Source organism: Dyadobacter luteus, from assembly GCF_003383615.1.
GTDB lineage: Bacteria > Bacteroidota > Bacteroidia > Cytophagales > Spirosomataceae > Dyadobacter > Dyadobacter luteus.
Map to the genome: position 1 here is coordinate 15358 of NZ_QNUL01000044.1, position 17085 is coordinate 32442.

The following is a 17085-nucleotide window of genomic DNA, read 5'->3' on the forward strand; positions in this document are numbered from 1 at the left end:
GAATAGAATTATATGAGCATGTTTGCTTTCGGCTATCAAACCTATGCCGGAAACCACTTTTTAGCCGATTGCCAGCTGCTGAAAGCCGGTGGCAAAATACGCTTACAAATTGATTCATGATAATGCTTATTACTTACAAAACAGAAACTCCTCCGAGAACACTCGAACGGTAAGCGCATTCTACCCAATGCATAGTACGAAACGCATCATCCACACTGGTTGGCAAGCTGATGGCATTTCCCTCAGCATAGCTCATTAAACTTCTCATACTACCTGCAAATGCATCCGGAAACCATGTTCCTTCAATAGCGGGAGACCGCCATTCCCCTTTGCCGTCCTCGCCCTCAATATAATATTCAAAAGTATCCGGCAACCCTTCGGGATAGTTGAGCAGCACGCCCAAACCTATCTTAACAGCACCTTTTGTACCCTCTATTTTCAGGTAGCTTTCCTGATGCCTGTTGCCAAAATTGTGATCATGGTTGGTATTAATAACCGCTCTGACAGTATCGCCGTAGTCAAGCAAAATGGTACTCCGGGTAGAATCGAACGATTTGAGCGGATGACCGCAGGTTTTGGCCATTACTGACGCAGGCTCGTCCAAAAAAGAACGGATCAGATCGATATAATGAATACTGTGATACATGATTTCAAGCCTGTCCGCATAGGCTGACAAAGGAAAAATTTCCCAGGGTGTATGCGTTGTCAGCCTCATTTCCAAATCGTAAACCTGTCCTATAAAACCATTGTCAATCAGATATCTGGCGGCAACCACCGCCGGCGCAAATCGCAATTGAAAATTGACACAAGCCATCAGCTTTTTGCTTTTGCACAAATCATAAATCGCTTGCGTCTGTGCCCCATTGCTTCCAAATGGCTTTTGCAGCAACACAGCGGCTCCGTCTGGTAAAAACGGGAGTAGGTTCAGAAACTGATCAGGCGTTGTAGCCAGATCGTAAATGGTGTTTTCGGGCAAGACGCTAACCGCCTCTTCTATATCTGAAAAAATACACTTCACCCCGAATTGCTCCGCCAGCTGCTGTGCCTTGTCCGGATCAATATCTGTAATGCCAGCCAGATCGAAACCGGCTTTTTTGTAAGCAGGTAAATGGGCATCTCTGACCACCCCACCTGCACCGACAATCATAATGGGTCGCCTGGTTAAGGGCTCCGGATAATGTGTGGGTAATGCAATTTCCATGGCTTGTAATTTTATTAGTCGACTTTAAAAGCCATCACACACCCTGAAAATAATGCAATCATTCCAAAATTAATTTACTGTTAACAGAGCGAACGAAACGCTGCTTCAACTATATAAAATAAATTTCAACACCAATACAGGAAAAGTTTATTAACAAAGTCTTACTTTACATATAAATTAAATGTCATTTCCCACTATCAGTCTACATGAAGAATATTGAAGATAAATATCAGGCACCAGCGTTGGAAAAGGGCTTGGAGATCATGGAATATTTGTCGCTGAAAGCCGCGTCACTTTCTCAGGCAGAGATCGCAGTCGGAATTCAGAAGAAGCCAAATGAAATTTACCGAATGCTGGTTTGCCTTGAAAAAAAGGGATACGTGATGCGGGATGAAATATCGGGAAAGTACAAGCTGACGCTTAAGCTTTTCCATCTGTCCCACAGGCATTCACCAGTAGATGACATCCGCCGCGCCGCTCAACATCCTATGGATGAACTGGCTTCGGATATTAATCAATCCTGTCATTTGGGGATACTTTACTCCGAAAAACTAATGGTAATTGCGCAGTCGAGAAGTCCCGGACCCGTTTCCTTATCCATCGAAGAAGGTAGCCTGTTTCCTCTGTTACAAACCACTTCAGGACGTGTGCTCCTTGCTTTTACAGGGCAAGATCAGCAGAATTATATACTACAGAGTAATCAGACATACAATAACCAGTCGGCAAAAGATAAAAAACAAACATTGGCTATGCTTGAACAGGTACGGCAAACGGGGTATCTGGTGAAAGACAGCGACTCCACGCGAAGCGTAACCGATATATGTGTCCCATTGCTTTCTTCTCAGGGAGATTTGCTGGCCACTTTAACGGTTGCTGCTCTTACGGCCCGTGACGAGCCATCTGCCAACTTTGAAGGAATCGTCGAAAAGACAAAGGAAGCTGCGCAGAAAATTCTGTCCCGCCTCGGTGTCAATTAGCCGTTACCTTTTTGTTGCTTAATCCTTTCCTCCCAGGCTTTTCGTTCCTTCTGAAGGTCATAACCGCGGGCGGAAAGGTAATTGTTGATCCTGCCTTTATACTTACCGAAGACCTGATGTTTTTTATCAGAACTGCCCTGATCCATGGCTAACTCGCGGGCTTCCGTAAGCCAGGTAAGAATTTGCCGCTTTTCTTCTGACTTTAAGGAAGGAATCATATCCTGATAGGCGTTGTAGGTAACAGGAAGCACGCTGTAGGTCATGCCGTCTTTTATTTTATCTACCTGCTCCTGATTCAGTTGGGCAGATAAGTCACGAAGGTAAGAGGCATGTGTTTCTTTCAACAGCCTTTCTGACTGACGAAACACAGCTGTGTCACCTTTCTTCTTTGCTTCTGTCGCTATCTGTTCCGCCGAATTCAATTGTTTATATTGATTGACCATCAAGACCTGAACATTTTTAAATTGAACAGAATCTTTGAGGTTAAGCTCCTTTATTATCTTTTCAGCTCTCGACTGAATTGCCCGTTCATAATCAGATGCTTTTTGATCACTGGCATTCTGAGAGAACAGGTTTCCAGTAAGCAAGATCATCCCAATCAAAGAGAGTGTTTTAAATTTCTTCTTCATCATTAAAGTTGTTTAACTAAACCTGAAAAATTGATTTGAGGTACTTTGTATTCGCTCCGTAGTTTCCTTTCACATCCCTTGGTGCTGCTGCGTCTCTGGATCGCTCTACCACGAGCCATCCTTCGTATCCTATTTCATCCAGCGTTCTACGCACCTTTTTCATATCCAGCCTTGGATTGTTCTCCAGCCAAACGCCATCTTTATCCGTACAATGTATCTGACAAATGCGCTTTTTACCTAAAATCCGAAGCTCTTCGCAAAGATCCCTGCCTGCTTCCAGTGGATTGGAAAAATTGAAGTAAATCTGCACAGCTTTGGATCCTATTTCTTTTAACAAACTCACCTCACCTGCTGCATCCAGTGCTGTTTCGATACCGATAATTACACCTGCTTTTTCAGCCAGGGCCCCCACCTTTTTGAGCCTTTCAACAATCAGTGGTCGCAGTTCGGGATTCTTTACCAGATCTCCCTGTACGCCCAAAGGCAGAAAAGCGACCTTAATGTGCATCTGTTGCATGGTGGTAATGCAGTCCTGAACCATTCTTTCAACGCCTTCCCGCTTTGCAAATGATTGTGCGTAAAAGCCAGTCATCGCCAGGGAACAAAACTGCAGATTAAGTTTCTTAGCTGCGGTCAGGTATTCATCCCGAACAGTAACATCAGAGAGTCTGTTGTCAAAAGTGGGTCTGTCACCCAGTCCGCCCATGTCAATTTCAATTCCATCTGCGCCTATCTCAGAAGCTAGAGCCAATGCACTGATTTTCTGTCTTTTTAGTAACATCAGATCAATAACGCCAATTTTGTATCTCTCTGATTTGAGAAAAAATTCACTACCGGCATACAAGGGAACCGAAAGGCCAAGCCCAGCCAGTATTGTCAGAAAGCGTCTTCTGTTCAGATCGCCAGATATTTCTACAGTGGCCATTTTTCAGAAATAATGGGTTTGGTTTTCAGTTTGGATGGGTCAATTTTCACATACTTAATACGTTGCCTGCGCCATGTATACACCACATGCAGCATGCCATCTGCAGATTGAATGACGGAAGGATACGAGTACTGGCTGATCGGAGAATCTTCTAATACCAATGCAGCTTCCCAATCTATACCATCCTTTGAGACTGCCAGGTTTAGCGGTGTCCGGGCTCCTTTCTTTTCCTTCTCAGGTGTTTTGACGTGGTTGTATACCAGAATATGCCGGCCATCTTTCAAAGTTGTAGCATCCGTTCCGGAGTTATTATTCGGCATATTAGTCAGTTCCATCTTAGACCAAGACAGGCCTGAATCTTTAGACCACGAGGTAGCAATCATTCTATTCTGACTCCGGCACAAAATCTGTAGATCGCCATTTCCGTGCACTAACAGAGATGGTTGAATTGCATTAATTAATCTATCGCTGTTAACTGGACCAACTTTAGTCCATGTTCTACCCCGATCTTTACTCAATTCAAAGTGTACATGCCAGCCGTTTCCTTCCGTGCTCGATGGTGCCAGAATGGATCCATCCGATAATAAAATCGGTTTGTTTTTTACAGGGCCTAAAAAGCCGTCAGGCAACTGCTCCGCCTTTGACCAACTTTTACCGTGGTCTGACGAGCGCATTACAAATCCTTTCCAGCCTGCCACGTTCGGTCCCACTTTATAAAAAAGGAGAAGGTCTGAACCCGGGATCTGGAAAAGAACGGGATTCCAGCAAGCATAACGCAATGTATCATTAATGACTCCGTTAGCTACCTCTACTGGTTTGCTCCAAACATTGTTTTCCATACGGCTAAGCCATATTCCGACATCGGGGTTGCGCTCTTTTGTTCCACCAAACCATGCAGTAACCAGGCCAGAAGGTGTCTCTGCTATAGTAGCCGCATGACTCTCTGGAAAAGGTGCCGTTTCAAAAACAAATTCATCCCTGAGGATACCTTCTTTCCATTTTTGAGCTGTTGCCGATCTGGCTATAAGCAAAATCTGCAGAACAAGAAAAATATACTTTTTATTCATAATCAATCAATTAACACTATTTTATTAAACAAATACTTCGTCTGCTCTATTTGTTATATGCAATTGCGAGTCTTTCCAAAGTTGGGACTGAACCTACCTTTTTTCCATTCACAAACACCGTCAGCCCGACCCCCTTTTTGTAACGTGTCCCATCTTTATCCCATACAATCGTCAGAATATTACCATGGTAAAGCACATTATCCAGACAAAACCAATCCCATTTGCCAGCGGGAAGCAATGGATTTACTTCTATTATATCATCAGCCCTGGGTCTGAGTCCGACTAAGCCGGTAATGATCAGATCATTAAAAGTAGAATGGTTGTAGTACCTGCTCCTTTCCTGATCTCCTTTCAACCAATAACCTGTTGTTTCATCCAGATACTCACCGATATAGGGCCGTCCGCGATGGTATTGTGATTCTACGTAACGTTCCAATTGTCGGAAATAGGTCGTATCGGTCAAATGTTTGCTTTCAGATAAATTCATTCTGTTTGCCATCGCGGTGAGTGTTTGTGCTGTAGCAAACGGCCATACGGCACCATCCCATTCACACTGACAGCAACCATGACTTCGGAATTCGGGATGCCGCCGTTCAGCAGTTGTTAATCCATATGGAGCTGCAAATCCTTTGGGGTCACTCACCTGTTCCCATGCCACATCTTTGTCAGGTTCTGCCAGATCAAAATACCAGGGAATATAACCTATCGCCTCGCGAACCTGTGCAAATTCTCCGTTTCCTCGCTTTTTAACTGTTTCAAAAAACGCATGCTCCGGATTCCACAGCTTATTTATAATCAGACTTTTGATTGTATCAGCCTTTGCCATATACACCGCCTGATTAGCGCCGTCACCTGCCAATTCTGAAATGGCTGCAATCGCTTTCGCATTGCCATACATATAACTGTTGATTGTAGGCCGGGCATTCTGCTCTCTCCTGCCACCGCTAAGCGATTCTTCCATACCATCCTTCACATCCGTTTGCCAGAACAATCCGGTTTCAGTTTTCCGGTCTTTCTCCCATTGCGCATATTCCGATTGAAGGTCAGGAAGCATATTGGTTAAAAAGCCTTTGTCCTGATTCACTTTATAGCGGTTGTATAATGCGTCGGCAGTCCAGCTACTGAAATTGAGTAGTTTCTTCATTCGTCCACCCTCATTGCCCCTGAACCAGACATGCACGTAATCATTCAGATAACGCTGATCGTGCAGCCATCGGCCTTCATAGATGTGATGCCCCAGTGCGCAACTGATCATATTGTATTTGTCGGCATAATTCCGGTCAACAATAAACTCTGTAAAAACAAAACCCTGCGGCGTTTGATGGATATGTTTACGGAAACTCCACCAGCGGTAGTAGTAAATCTCACGGAAGTTTTCCTGCGGACAATCAAATAGAGGAATATTCGATTTCATCCAATTCCACGATTCAGAATCAGGTATGGCGTTCACCTTGTTTTCATCCTCCATAGTATTGAAATATTTCACGTGCTTTTCAAAGTCAGCAGTTTTCAGCACGGTCGGTCCGGCTGCTTTCCTGCTACAAGAGAATGCCAGCAAACTCAAAATGGAACATGTCAATATCGAAAATCGCATCTTGTCTATTTTTTTGTAATCCATAAAATGACCGGTTCTCCTGAAGTACCCTTTACTATTGCACCTTCTTTTGCATTAATGGTTGACGCTTTTTGGTCTACGACGCCTGTTTTAGAATGAACTGCGCGAACAAGCGCTTTTCCGCTAAAATTCTTCAAATCAACTTTGACCGGTTCTTTTCCGGTATGATAGATCAGCAATGCGTTTCCCGGATCAGAAAGCGAATAGGTTTGACCCGATTGAATGACTTCGCTGTGATACATTTGAGTCAATCCGGAAGAAATTGTTTTATCTGAAAAAGCAGGAACGTCGGCTATGGAGCCACCAGCCATCAGAACTGCCCAGCCATTCGCTTGCGCACCGGTTCCGGAATAGAGCACGGCTTTATCAGGATACTTTTGACGATATTCTGAAACTGCTTCATAGACCGAATGGAAATCAACCTTTCCTGATTTCATAATTCTTGCATGCTGACGTGGCGCCAGATTTTGCCCGCCCTCAGGAGCGTAATAGCCGCTGTCCGCTTTTTTATGCCAATACCGGATATCAATTATATCAACCAACGAAGCATATTTTGAATCCGCAAGAATAGCATCCTGAACATCCTTGGTTGTACTCAGTGCCGCCAGCGCATTACTTTTCTTTTCTGCTTCCCATTCACCAATCACATTGAGCCAAAACTGAACGAAACTCATAGGTCCGGTATATTCCGCGCTGATGAACTGGATCACAGCATTGATATCCCTGAAATTATCCAGGCATTGCCGTATGTAGGCTCTGTGCAGCTGTTTTCTAACTATATTGGTTGTATCATAAAACTGTTCTGCCAGGAAAATACGTTTATCGCCGGCATACGGAGCCGGTTCTGCAAAGCCGGTCTGGTTAATGTTATTCGCAGTACGCCACGGAAAATCTGCGTAATGCGCACCCGCTTCCAAAATGTTATGCTGAAAGTAATTCTGGTGATACAACACAAGCCCCTTTTGGCTGGCAGTCGCTGCAAAATCCTGCAACCTTTTCCAGTACCATGTATTGTAATGTGTTAAATCATATTTGCTCAACTGATCATACGCATGTCCCTGACCACTTCTTGCAAAGGGTTGTTCATAAAACGGAGGCCACACATTGGCGTCAATTCTTCGGATGCGCTCGTGGTCATCCCGCCGTCTGTCGTACCACAATCCATAGTTGTGATCCAGCACAGTAAGATGTTTTTTAACCATTGTATCTACCACTTCAGTGATAATATCCGTGTAACCCGTACCACTTCTTCCGGGAACAAAACGGGTAATGTGCGGCTTGGCCTGTGCTACATCCTGAGGACGAAGTGAACCTCTCCACCAGGGTACATCCATGCGTCCACCCGTCAATATCCCATCAGCATTGACCAGAATACCTTTTTTTACCGCCAGGCCCTTTTGTTTTGTATCTGCCAAAGAAACGGGCTTAATCCAGTCAGCCAGCTTTACATTATCAGGTATCTCTGTTGGTACCGGGTTTCGCTGACCTGCCTGATCAATCCAATCTTTCAATTGTAATAGCGGCTCATTTGCCAGTTTTGTCAGCTCCGCCGCCTGTTGCGGATTGGGGCTGCTGGAAGCTTCTGATTCTACAGGCATCAAATGCGTAATTCTCTCTCCAAGCCTGTCTTTCAATTGGGCGTAGTACAAACTGGCCGGCTTGATATGTTCATTGTTACTCTCCCAATAACCGTCCCCTGCAAACTCAGACCAGACGCCAAAAACATAGTTGGCGGCACCAGGAGGACTGAAATTTTCAACGCGCGAAGCTGAACTTTGCCATATCACGCTATTGGCTGCACTCCATCCGGCACCCTGCCCATCCTGACCACGGTTTTTCAGACTCAGCGCCTGACCATCAATATGCACATTGTCGTACAACGTACCGGATGCCCAGCTGTCGGTTGCTCCGCTGAAACTATTGGCTTGCACCGACTGGCATTGTACAAAGGCATTCGGACCAGCCGCGCAAAAACCTGTGGCGAAATCATGGTAACCATTTTCGGCATAACATCTTTCAAAAAGCGTCTGCTGTCCCTGGGTGTAGAAAGTATATCTTCTTTGACCGCCAATCTCGGATACCGGCTCCACCGATTTACAATCCTGAACTGTAATTTTTGAACAAGTTTCATAAATAGCTACCGCCGAGCCTGCGAGATGTTTGAAATTCACCTGACGAACCCATGCATTCTCTGTGTTTTCAAATGTGATACCCATCCAACGGTGGTCTTCATCCTTTGGATTTTTATGATCAAATTCAGAATGAATACTCAGGTTCTCTATCCCTGAATGGTTGATATGTCCGCGTTGCTGAATAACCGAAACGGCGGCTCCGCCGAACCGCTTCTCAATGGCTGTGGTCAGCGGTGCATCAATTGCTATTTTGTCTGCTTCAACGCCAACCACTTCACGTTGCCACACAATATCACGCTGAGAAGGTTTCCAACCCAGCCAGGCGGTTTCTCCTCCAAACTGCTCCATTTTTAAGGCACTGATCCATTCCTTTGTGGATGGTCTTTTGATCAGAATAATATCTCCCTTTTTGAGTCCGTGATTTGCTGTAAGTGTAAAGCAACTTGCGTTCACAGGGACATATTGATCAGTAACGGGAATTGATTTTGCTGCTATTTTATCAGTTTTTCCAATAAACTGAATGACTGTTTCTCTGCTGGTTCCTGCGCCAAGTAAAACAGTTCCTTTCTCACCCGCCCCACTACCCCGGAGTACAACTCCTGAGTATCGCATCAGCAGTGAACCCTCCAGTTTAAATATGCCACGACCAAGCAAAACCGCTCCCCGAAAACCCAAAGAATCCGGTTTGAGTGATGCTACATAATCTATAGCCCGCTGAATCGTTGCTGTAGCATCCCCGCCATTGGTATTTACAACAATTTTTACCTGTACATTCTCAATAGGCTTGTTGCCACTCATATATCCGCAATGAGAGAAGTCCACAATACGGTTACCCACCGAGTCGGGTTGATACACAAGCTTACCCGTTTGAGAAACACTCACCGGGCTTTTGGGCTTCGTATTTTTCTGAGCATAAGCATTCCCACTCAGAAAAATACATACCAGCAGCAGTATTCTTCTCATTGTTTGACATCCGGCAGGTAATCTATTTTTTTTCAAAACACTTTCAACTTTCGGACTGGTACGCCCGGTAAAACATTCCTATTTTTTATTCTTGGGCAATTGAGCAGAAGCCAGGGTGTCATGGTTATTCTTACGGTTGCTCCAATCGACTTTCTTCTTCGGATCAATTCCATTGATAAACTTTTCAATATTGGAATATCCGTCACCGCTCAGGTCTTTCTGCGCATCAGAAGCATCTTTCGGATTCAGGCCATATTTGATTTCCCATTCATCCGGCATACCATCATCATCTGAATCCTTGTAGGGCGTTCCTTTGTATTCCGGATAACCTCCTACCTGTGCTATATCTGTGATAATGCCATTTTTATAAGAGTCAATAGGCAAACGTCTGTGCTCAAACTGCGTCTCTGGCAATTTAACACCTGCAATAGGATTGATCTGTCCTGTTCTCACCTGTTTGGTGACACGCTGATCTACAGCATCCCTTCTCGGTAGCGTTGCACCTGCATTATCCAGCACAAATGTGAAAGATTCGTTCGCAGTCATGATCGGAAATTCAGGCATAGGCAATGGTTTGTTCCATTTCATAAGTTCGCGGTATGGCCCCGTATCAGGCAAACTTTCTACTTGTACACCTCCATCCCAGTTGTCTTTCGTCACGCGGTCTACTCCCTCCATGATATTACCATTTACATATGTTCTCCCAAAAACAAGGTGATCCAGCTTGCTCCTTCCGGATTCAGGCTTAATGATCCGGTAGCCGATAGGAGAATCTTTTGGCGTCTGCGGCCCGGGTTTAAAATAGTTGTTGATGATATTATACATCGCCCGGTAATCCCCGCCATCAATGGAGCGGTGTACCCAGTTGAAGATCACGTTGTTGGTAAAGTTAAATATCCCAAACCATCCAATGGAGGGATTCCGGCCAGCATTGTTCGCCCACAGATTTCGCATGAAAGTGCAGTTTTCTCCTCCAAGCGTACTGCCGAAAGAGTGGTTCCAGGTATCCAGCGTTTCTGAAAATATGGAGTTCTGAATCGTGATATTGACAGTCGGCAGCTTCTGTTCGGCAGCGCCTGTACTGTCGTTGTACATGTGTCTGTAAATCGACATATTCTCGTCCAATCCCCAGCTGGCCGATACATGGTCGATCATGATATTACCCACCGGGTTTCCCCCGATTGAATCATCTCTCCGACCGACAAAGGTTTCACCTCGCCGGAAACGCATATGGCGGATTACCACATCATGGGTATTGATCCAAACCGTTTCGCCTGCGACGCAAACGCCGTCACCAGGAGCCGTCTGTCCGGCAATGGTGACATAGGGCGCACGAATGATTAGTGGCGTTTTCAGGCGAATAATGCCGGCTACATTGAAAACGATGATGCGTGCTCCACCTTGCTCGCAAGCATCCCGTAGGGTTCCCGGACCACTGTCCTCCAGACTTTTCACCACGTACACCTTACCTCCTCTACCACCAAAACTGTAGGCGCCACCACCTTCTGCACCGGGGAAAGCAGGTATATCGGACTGAGGCAAATCAACCGGACGAGCAGCCCAGGGAATGTAAGGCTTTCCGTTTTTAGCATCTTTCTGAATAATAGGCCACGCTTTTTGCCAGGCAATATCCGATTGCCGGCTGGCCTCAGCCAATAGAGAATCACTTGTTTTCTGAGCGGCCTGAGGGATTTTAGGATACTGAGCCTTACCTTCCAGACCCATTAATAGTGTAAATGCAAGTGCGTAACAGGAGATTTTGTATTGTTTCATTTCAGTAAAATAAACTTGATGAATCTTTAAATATGGTTTCAATATCTTCCGTAACAGAAGATGCTACTTTATTTCAAAGGATCAAATGTTCCAGAAGGCCATCCGTTCGTCTGAACCAATTTAGGATTATTGACCAGAGCGGCTGGTGGAATGGCGAAATAGTAATATTCGGGCAGCCACTTAATGGCATATTTTGTATCCAATACACGCGGAGCAATTTCAAAGTATTTGCTGTAAGCCGAATCCAGATTCATACCGTCACGCTGAGCGGCAAATTCTGCCGCTGAAATAGCAGTCGTTCTCAGCTTCACATCCACGCCATTTCTCCTTTTACCGTTCAGCACCGTTTCAAATTTTTTCCAGCGGCGCAAATCCCAGAATCTTTTCCCTTCGAAGGCAAGCTCAATCTGGCGTTCAAATAGCACGGCTTCAAACATCTCGGCACGACTCATGGCAGGTTTCAAACCATATAGCCCATCTGCACCCGCTTCGATACCAGCCCTTTTACGAATCGCAGTCAAATGCTGATATGCCTCATCCAGTTTATTGATACCCGTCGCAGCTTCGGCTGCGTTCAATAATACTTCGGCATAACGCAGTTCAATCCAGTCGTTTCCACTGTTAAGTACTGCACCACTTGCCAGGTTCGGATCAATCGCTTTTCTTAGATAAAAGCCCGATGTAGTAGCTTTTGGCTCAACCGTTTTGTTATCAACCAAATACGTCCACAACCGGTAGTTCGTATTGCCATTGATATGCCAGATTGCTCCATTAAAAGCGATTGTTTCATTGAAACGGGGATCACGGTTTTTATAAAACAGTTTTTCCGAATAGCCTGAGCCTGTTTCACTTATTTTCTTACCGTTTTTCATCGGAAAAGCCTGTGTGATTTCCCAGGTGGGCTGGTTGGATCCTCCCGATGTTCCCAGATACGAAGGACGTGTGCTATTGTCCCATCCCTGATTTTTACTGATCTGATCTCCTACTTTGTTGTTATAGCAGGTCACCCACACGGCTTCAGGATTATTGGCTTCTTCAAACCAAAGGTTTTTAAAACTTGTATGTAGTTTAAACCCGTTAGCGCTCAACAGTTCGATAGCCTGCTTATTGGCGTCATAGGCAGCCTGCCAGCGGTCGGTAAGATCACCCGGATTGAATTGAGGACTCGCCCAGTTCAAAAGAATACGACCTTTATATGCCGCAGCCGCTCCATTCGTTATCCTGCCCCAATCGTTTACGTTACTCCATCTTCCCGGCAAGTTGGCAATGCTGTAGTCCAGATCTTTCACGATTTGTGCTATGCTTTCAGAAGTAGTGCTACGTGGATAAGCGGCGTCTTCCTTCGCATCATTTCCAACCCCTTCCAAGGGATCGAGGACAATTGGTACTCCGCCATAAAGGCGAACCAGATCATAGTAACGATGCGCCCTGAAGAAGGTGGTCTGTGCCAGAAGTTCCTTTTTGTACCTCTCGCTCAGCGCTCCTTCGGGAAGTTTTAACAGGAACTGATTAATCGAACGGATTTTACCGTAATTGTTGGTTGCATTGACAGCCGTACCAAAATCCGCTACTGTATTAAGCTGTACCGTACCTTCAAAAAATCGTGTTTCTCCGGCAATTTCATCGGTACATTTCAGAAAATCTCCTGTGGGCCATACCGGCAAATTCTGATCATATATGTAATCTACATAAGCCCTCGCCAGAAGTGAATCGTTGAAAACCTGTTCTTCGTTGAAAGCGGAAAGGTCGGTTTTCTCCAGTATATCCTTGCAGCCCACAAGCGCTGCAGCCATACATATTGTGATGATTGGACGCATTTTCATACGATGATATTTTAAAGTGATAGGTTAAGTCCAAGCGAAAATGTTCTCAGCACAGGATAAGTATTGTAGTTTCCTGCAGCATCCTTGTAGTCGTATGGATTAAAGAAATTGACCGGATTCATCGCTACCCCATAGATTTTCAGAGACGAGACACCCAGTTTTTTAGCAATATTCTGATTGAGCGAATAAGCAATATTGAAACTTCTCATGCGCAAGGAAAGGGCATTACGAAACCAGAATGACGAAATCACAGAATAGGTATCTTCGTAAAAAGGATCCGGGTAAGCCGCGGACGTGTTTTCGGGGGTATAATGATCGGCCCAGAAAACAGGACGCGATAATTGCGTGGTGGCTCTCTTTCTTGCATCACCTTCCACCACTGCCTGTCCGCCAAAAGAACCCGCAGTGACCACATCAACACTAAATCCCTTGAAATTGAAGCCCAGCGATAAACCAAAATTGTAGTGATTGTTCTCTTTGCGTGTGAGCCAGTCCATGTCATCTTCAGTGATTTTGCCATCCGGATCAGCATAGGTACCATCGGCAGCACGCGGCCCGCGAATATCTCTGTAATACAGCATTCCCGGTTTCGGAGCCTGACCAAAGATGGTGTAACCAGGATTAGTTTCCAGGTATCTGTCCACCTCCGCCTGTGACCGGAACATGCCCTCGTAATGGTAACCCATCACACCTCTGTCGCCTGACTGACCATTCGGATCGCGCCAGCTGCCTACATTCAGTGCTTCTACATCCACATGTATATTCTTGCTGTCGTTCCAACCCAAATAACCTCCCACGTTGTAACCGGCATGTTTTCCAAGCTGATCTTTCCAGGAAATAGAAACCTCTGTACCAAATGAATTCACCGTTGAGTAGTTTTCAGCTGGCATAGCAGAACCGATTGTTAAAGGCGCAGATGCAGAAAGAGTTGTCAGTAAATTGTAGCCATGATCGTGGAAGAAATCAAAGCCGGCGGACAGTCTGTTCTTCAGGAATGTAGCATCAAGCCCTATATTTTTCTTGGTCACATCATCCCAGCGCCCCATATAATTGGGAAGTTTTTCCAGCTTGATCCCAACTGTACGATCGCTGTTTCCTCCAAATACAGCTCCATTTGAAGCCTGAGGGGTGTATCGCTGCATCCACTGCCAGTTGGCGGTACGGTCGCCGCCAAGGAAACCAATAGAAGCACGGATTTTCAGGAAATCGATGAAGTGTAACTTGTCTTTGAAAAAATTCTCATGTGAAATTACCCAACCAGCAGAAAAGCTGGGGAATGTTCCCCAACGGTACTCAGGGGCAAATTTGGTGGAAGCATCTCTCCGGAATGAGAATTCAAAAAGGTATTTATCGGCATAACTATAATTCACCCTACCAACATACGATAGAACACCTGCCTCATTGGCCAGATTAGGACCAATGTCTTTTACACCCAAAGCCGACATCAGATAGTCGTTTCCACCTTCAAATATTCCCTCCTTGGAAGTCGCAATACTTTCTGCGTAAGTCTCTGATTGTTCGATCAGCGCAAGCGCACCTACGGAGTGTTTACCGAAATCACGTGCATAGTTCAGGTTGAAATTCAACTGATAGGATTCATTATAACCAGGATTGAATCGAACCATATCCGCATTTTTGAGTCTGGCAGGTTCGTTAGGCGTACCTCCATAGATATGCCGGTTGGTGCCCAGCATTGAGAAACTATACGCTTTATAATAGGTACCAAATTGTTTACCCCAGTCGTTGCCCAGATTTTTATTATAAACCACTCTGGCTTTCAATCCTTTAATAAAGGGCATACTATATTCCAGATACGCGTTAACATTCAGCACCACATTTCGTGAGCGGGTGTAGTTATTAAGTCGTTGCCCTTCAAAAAAGTGAAAACCTGTTGCGTTGGAACCGCCAGGTAAGAGAACAGGCAGGCCATCGACATACGGCGGGATAAACTGAGGGGTATTCAAAAGATTCGTAATATCTCGTTCTGCATTTTCACCTCCCTGTTTGAGGTAAAACAGTTTGTTGTCCGACAGATTACCACTCAGCCCTAAACCAGCCTTCAGGTTGTCTGTTAGCTTTACATCCGTACTGGCTCTGAAATTCCATTTTTTATAACTGATCTTGTCTACATTACCATCCTGTGCAAAATAACTTGCACCTGCGAAAAACGTTGCGCGTTCTGACCCTCCGCTGATGTTGATGGTATGACGCGTATTCATGGAAGGCTTCCATGCCATATCAAACCAGTTGTAATTGTTGTTTCGGAAATGTTCGAGCTCATCTGCTGAATAGAATTCCTGGTTATCAGGTTTAAGACCGCGTGTTGTATTGTAGTTATTCAGATAGGTGGCCAGCTGGTAACCATCCATCATTTTTGACTTATAGGTAGCATCCGATGAACCAACCGTTCCGCTGTAGCTGATTTGCGGCTTTCCTGATTTCCCCCTTTTTGTTCTGACCACAATCACACCCAGAGCCGCCCTTGCCCCATATACAGCAGCGGCACCATCTTTTAGGATTGAAAAACTTTCGATTTCCGAAGCATCCAGCAACCTGAAATCAGCTTCAGTTCTTACAACATCATCTATTACATATAAGGGAGCGCTTGATCCACCATCCTTAGAAGCAGCTGGCGGATTACGGATTACAATAGAAGCCTGATTGCCGGGACGAGAAGTACCTCCCGAAATATTTACACCAGGTAATTTTCCCACCAGTGCAGAAGTGATATCCCCTACCGGCAGCTCATCCACCTCTTTCATGTTAACGGTAGCCACTGCGCCTGTCAGATGCGATTTCTTTTGCTCCCCATAACCAATTACGACCACATCCTCCAATGCCTTCACATCGGCCTCCAGTTCCACTTCCAGATTTGTACGGTTACCGATTTCTATCGTCTGAGCTACAAATCCTACATAACTGATTACCACTGATCCGCCGGAAGCAGGTACCTTAAGTGTAAACTTGCCTTGTTCATCTGTAATCGTACCATCAGTAGTACCGCTGATCAGAACAGATACACCAGGAAGCGGTTCCTTCGAAACGCCATCCCTGACTGCACCAGTCAGCTGACGATTCTGTGCTATGGTGCTGAGAGACACTCCCAGCATAAGCAAAACGAGTAGAATTTGTCGGGTCATACAATCGCGCTATTTAAAATATAAATATTCCTATAATACAAGAGCTATCAGTTGTTAAAATACAATTTAAACTCCGATCAAGTCTATTTATGCTTTTACGTTAGCACAAGCATTTTCTCATTTTTATTTCTGCAAACGTTACCGGGAACGATTGCGTAACCCATTACAAGGTATTCAAAAACAAAAGAAAGTGTAAAAAAGACACAATCATTAACAAACCCAAATATTACAAATTCAAAAATTTGAGTCCGCGCTGTTGTATTATTTAAATATAAATGAGAGTATCAGATATAAATAAAATAGATATAAAATAACATAGTCTTCTCTCGCTACATCAAAAAATAAAAAGGTGAGGGAAAGTATGACCCGGTATCATACTTCCTTCACCTTTTCAATAATACTTAACGGTTACTAAGCGCTCTTGCTGCTATATAGCGTAGATTTCACCACACCGATTGCAATGCCATGATTTCTGCCACCTGTTCATTTTCGGAGGCCATTCATTGGCATTGTATTCATAGGCCTTATAACCTCCTATGTTTACAAAACTAATTGAGTCTCATGATAAAAGTTAGATTTGTAATATAAAGTGATAAAAGGATGAGAGCAGAGTCAAACCTCAATAACTCATGAAGTATATTGTTTTCTAGAAATTGCCTCATCCTTTTTTATCTTTTCGAGTCTGAACAGAATGTAAGGAATTGAGCATTGCTCAATATCCAGAATATCCAACCAGGAGACAAGGCGAACCGGGAGATTCATCACTTTATGAACTGTGTTAAAAGTCAAGGATAACTCCGTAAAATTGGACAATAATTTGGATCAAATTCCTGATCAAAC

At 44.6% G+C, this 17085-nt stretch carries 10 protein-coding genes; 1 reads left to right on the plus strand and 9 read right to left on the minus strand.

Annotation, left to right across the window (positions count from 1 at the left end; genetic code table 11):
* Positions 1 to 133 precede the first annotated feature (133 nt).
* Complete coding sequence (locus DSL64_RS27720) at positions 134 to 1201, minus strand: Gfo/Idh/MocA family protein (protein ID WP_115834225.1); 1068 nt, start codon at positions 1199 to 1201, stop codon at positions 134 to 136.
* Between the two features lie 206 nt (positions 1202 to 1407).
* On the opposite strand from DSL64_RS27720, the gene DSL64_RS27725 reads away from it, so the two are divergent.
* Positions 1408 to 2178: an IclR family transcriptional regulator gene (locus DSL64_RS27725; RefSeq protein WP_115834226.1), complete on the plus strand. Its 771-nt coding sequence runs from the start codon at positions 1408 to 1410 to the stop codon at positions 2176 to 2178.
* Here the strand turns inward: DSL64_RS27725 and DSL64_RS27730 are convergent.
* From DSL64_RS27730 to DSL64_RS27765, 8 genes are all read right to left on the minus strand, one after another.
* Positions 2175 to 2810: a DUF3826 domain-containing protein gene (locus DSL64_RS27730; protein WP_199539524.1), complete on the minus strand. Its 636-nt coding sequence runs from the start codon at positions 2808 to 2810 to the stop codon at positions 2175 to 2177. The two genes, DSL64_RS27725 and DSL64_RS27730, sit on opposite strands and share 4 nt — an antisense overlap.
* A 13-nt stretch (positions 2811 to 2823) precedes the next feature.
* Entirely contained in the window at positions 2824 to 3732 is a 909-nt protein-coding gene (locus tag DSL64_RS27735) for a sugar phosphate isomerase/epimerase family protein (protein WP_115834227.1), read from the minus strand.
* Positions 3720 to 4799 carry a sialidase family protein gene (locus DSL64_RS27740; protein WP_115834228.1) on the minus strand — a complete coding sequence of 360 codons (1080 nt, stop codon included), beginning with the start codon at positions 4797 to 4799 and terminating at the stop codon, positions 3720 to 3722. The genes DSL64_RS27735 and DSL64_RS27740 overlap by 13 nt, the downstream gene beginning before the upstream one ends.
* A gap of 46 nt (positions 4800 to 4845) precedes the next feature.
* Entirely contained in the window at positions 4846 to 6393 is a 1548-nt protein-coding gene (locus DSL64_RS27745) for an MGH1-like glycoside hydrolase domain-containing protein (RefSeq protein ID WP_199539525.1), read from the minus strand.
* 5 nt (positions 6394 to 6398) lie between these two features.
* Complete coding sequence (locus DSL64_RS27750) at positions 6399 to 9509, minus strand: DUF6298 domain-containing protein (RefSeq protein ID WP_115834230.1); 3111 nt, start codon at positions 9507 to 9509, stop codon at positions 6399 to 6401.
* A 78-nt stretch (positions 9510 to 9587) separates the two neighbouring features.
* Entirely contained in the window at positions 9588 to 11282 is a 1695-nt protein-coding gene (locus DSL64_RS27755) for a pectate lyase family protein (RefSeq protein WP_115834231.1), read from the minus strand.
* A 68-nt stretch (positions 11283 to 11350) separates the two neighbouring features.
* Positions 11351 to 13105, minus strand: a complete 1755-nt coding sequence (locus tag DSL64_RS27760) for a RagB/SusD family nutrient uptake outer membrane protein (RefSeq protein WP_115834232.1) — start codon at positions 13103 to 13105, stop codon at positions 11351 to 11353.
* Between the two features lie 11 nt (positions 13106 to 13116).
* A complete protein-coding gene (locus tag DSL64_RS27765; protein WP_115834233.1) occupies positions 13117 to 16245 on the minus strand; it encodes a SusC/RagA family TonB-linked outer membrane protein in 3129 nt (1042 codons plus the stop codon).
* Positions 16246 to 17085: the final 840 nt, after the last annotated feature.

What these genes read in the sequence shown, in the direction of transcription:
- DSL64_RS27720 (WP_115834225.1), bottom strand. Translation starts at nt 1,201, where the DNA reads ATGGAAATTGCATTACCCACACATTATCCGGAGCCCTTAACCAGGCGA.
- DSL64_RS27725 (WP_115834226.1), top strand. Translation starts at nt 1,408, where the DNA reads ATGAAGAATATTGAAGATAAATATCAGGCACCAGCGTTGGAAAAGGGC.
- DSL64_RS27730 (WP_199539524.1), bottom strand. Translation starts at nt 2,810, where the DNA reads ATGATGAAGAAGAAATTTAAAACACTCTCTTTGATTGGGATGATCTTG.
- DSL64_RS27735 (WP_115834227.1), bottom strand. Translation starts at nt 3,732, where the DNA reads ATGGCCACTGTAGAAATATCTGGCGATCTGAACAGAAGACGCTTTCTG.
- DSL64_RS27740 (WP_115834228.1), bottom strand. Translation starts at nt 4,799, where the DNA reads ATGAATAAAAAGTATATTTTTCTTGTTCTGCAGATTTTGCTTATAGCC.
- DSL64_RS27745 (WP_199539525.1), bottom strand. Translation starts at nt 6,393, where the DNA reads ATGCGATTTTCGATATTGACATGTTCCATTTTGAGTTTGCTGGCATTC.
- DSL64_RS27750 (WP_115834230.1), bottom strand. Translation starts at nt 9,509, where the DNA reads ATGAGAAGAATACTGCTGCTGGTATGTATTTTTCTGAGTGGGAATGCT.
- DSL64_RS27755 (WP_115834231.1), bottom strand. Translation starts at nt 11,282, where the DNA reads ATGAAACAATACAAAATCTCCTGTTACGCACTTGCATTTACACTATTA.
- DSL64_RS27760 (WP_115834232.1), bottom strand. Translation starts at nt 13,105, where the DNA reads ATGAAAATGCGTCCAATCATCACAATATGTATGGCTGCAGCGCTTGTG.
- DSL64_RS27765 (WP_115834233.1), bottom strand. Translation starts at nt 16,245, where the DNA reads ATGACCCGACAAATTCTACTCGTTTTGCTTATGCTGGGAGTGTCTCTC.